General features: G+C 47.3%; 2 protein-coding genes. Both read left to right on the forward strand.

Going from position 1 to position 2,813, the window contains the following annotated elements; translation table 11 throughout:
• On the forward strand, positions 1-456 hold a 456-nt coding region (locus ABY802_RS16455), incomplete at its 5' end, for a DUF418 domain-containing protein (protein ID WP_372628202.1).
• Positions 457-515: 59 nt separating this feature from the next.
• Positions 516-2,702 (forward strand): S41 family peptidase, encoded by a 2,187-nt coding sequence (locus tag ABY802_RS16460; protein WP_372628203.1) that lies wholly within the window; start codon positions 516-518, stop codon positions 2,700-2,702.
• The last annotated feature ends 111 nt before the right edge of the window (positions 2,703-2,813 follow it).

A 2,813-nucleotide genomic window follows, 5' to 3' on the forward strand; every position in this document is an offset into this window, starting at 1 on the left:
GGCTGGTTCAGCCAGGGCTATTCACGCCGCATAACAATTCTGTTATTTCTGACGTCCCTGGCAATCAGCGGCAGCACCGTAGTGCTGGATCATGTTACTGGCTACGGTTACGATCTTGGTGTATCCCTGCCGTGGGAGCAACTCAGTGCCTTATTAATGGCGCTGGCCTTTGCCAGCGTGTTAATTAACAGCCAGCACCAAAAATGCTTAACGCACTGGCTCGCCCCCTGTGGCCGTATGGCCTTCACCTTGTATTTAAGCCAGAGCCTGTTAATGGTATTGCTATTTAGGGTGATTAAGCCTGACTGGTTTGCCAGCCTGGACCGGCTGTCGTTACTTGGCATTGCCATTGGTTCCATTATTCTGCAACTGCTGTTTTGCCGCTGGTACCTGCAACACTTCTCACAAGGCCCGCTGGAATGGCTATGGCGCCGGCTTAGCAAGCAGCCAATGTAACAGTTGACTCCCATTTCATTTACAGTTATTTCTATTATAAAAACAACAAAGGAATCTAAATGAAAGGACTTGTGTGCAGTTTAGTGTTGTGCGGCTGCAGTGTTACCGCAACGGCCAGCCCGCAAAATATCGACTTCACTGAAATAACCGATGGCAAACCAAAGCATTGGTCTGTTGAGGGATCCGAGCCACTTAGCACTAGTAAAGTAGGGGCTTTAGATAACGCCACAGCAGTAAAAATTAGCCGAAATGAATTTACTTCAGGCGATTACGCCGAAATAAGCCAGCAACTTGAATTCACCTATGGTGGCAACATCGTCACCATTAGCGGATATATAAAAACATCAAACGTCGATGGAGTCGTCGGATTCTGGCTTTCTCAAACTTCAACTGCTGAACAACCTCTAGAATACCAAACCATGGAAATATTGGCAGTAAGCGGCAGTCGCGACTGGCAGCGTTACACGCTTAGTGTCGAAATAGAATCGGATACAAAAATTCTGCATGTAGGGATGCGGCAACAAGGTACCGGCAGTAGCGAGTACGCCAAACTTAGCCTGACAATTGACGGTAAACCTCTGGCGCAGGCGCCAGAGAGACAACAACCGGTTTATCCGGCTGCCTTGCCACACGCTTTTGAAAAAAATTCGGGTATTCGTCTGACAGCACTCAGCCAACAAGAGCAAGAAAACCTCGCTGCACTGGCTAAAGTATGGGGCTTTATTAAGTACTATCACCCAGAGTCTGCCGCCGGCAATATCAGTATGGATGCGGAACTGTTTAAGTTGATTCCTGATGTATTAAAAGCAGATGCAAAAAAGCGTGACCAGCTGTTAATAACGTGGATCAATAGTCTTGGGCAACTAAGCGCCTGTATACAATGTAAAGACATTACCGATGCTGCGCTGGCACACCGGGAGCAACACTGGTTAGTATGGCAGTTATCGCCAGAGCTGAATGCTACCCTGGCGAAGGTTTATGCTACAGAGTTACCCGCCAGACACTTTTGGGTAAAATCAGAACCAAATGTAAACAATCCTGCTTTTAATGAAAAGCCGTATGCAGAAATTGGCTTTGATGATAGCGGCTATCGATTACTAAGCCTGTTCCGGCTGTGGAATATAATTCATTACTATTCGCCCTATCGAGATTTAACCGAGCAACCCTGGCAACAAGTGCTGTACGGCGCCATCTCGAAGGTATTGCTAGCCAAAACGGAATTGGATTATCAGCTGGAACTGGCGCAGGTAATAGACTCTATTCACGATACTCATAGTCAATTCGGACCAGCAGATTTTAATGTTATCCGGCCCTATATTGGTAAAAATATCGCACCCGTTGATGTCCGTTTTGCCGAGCAACACGCTGTGGTTTACCAGATATATCAACCCGAGCTACCAATTAAGATTGGCGATGTTATTACCCATATCAATGATAAACCCATCAGTGAGCGATTAGCCCATTTACGCCCGCTCGCCGCCGCCTCAAACGAACCTACCCGCTTACGTATTATGGCCAGCATGTTATTGCGCGGTAATGCTGAACAAATCAGCGTACAAGTACGGCGTAACACTGAATCACTTCAGCTACAGCTACCCCTGCTTCCTGCAGATAGCATCGAGCGGCAGCACTATTATCATGAGCATGGTGATACTGCTTTTCAGCATCTCGCCCCGGATATTGGGTATATTCGTATGGATAAAATTAACGAGGTTGACCTTAAGCAGATGATGGCAGCGTTAGCCGACACCAAAGGACTGATCATTGATATTCGCAATTATCCGTCAAAGTATGTCGTTTATAGCTTGAGCAACTATTTGTATCCTGAACCCTATGACTTTGTGCAGTTTACCCAAATGCACTTAACCAATCCTGGCCAGTTTAACCGGGCAGAATCGCTGTCCGTTGGTCATAACAACCCGGCTTATTACAAGGGTAAGGTAGTAATCTTGATCAACGAGCAAACACAGAGTCTGGCAGAATATACCACTATGGCCTTTCAGGGAGCCCCCAAGGCAACGGTAATCGGCAGTACCACCTCAGGCGCCGATGGCGATGTTTCATATTTCATGCTACCTGGCGGCCACTACACTGCACTTTCAGGGGTTGGCGTATTCTACCCTGATGGCACCCCGACCCAGCGAATCGGCATTGTGCCTGATATCGAAGTTAAACCAACCATAGCCGGCATCGCGGCCGGGCGTGATGAGCAATTAGAGCGCGCCATTGAGTTTATAAAACAATAACGAACACCTGGTTGCACCTAACAAAAGCCGGCAGATCTCCCATCTGTCGGCTTTTTCGTTATAATCGGTCGACCATCTATAAACCCAAAAAAGTTAATGACCCCCTATACC

It is taken from the genome of Arsukibacterium sp. (assembly GCF_041616895.1).
GTDB lineage: Bacteria > Pseudomonadota > Gammaproteobacteria > Enterobacterales > Alteromonadaceae > Alishewanella.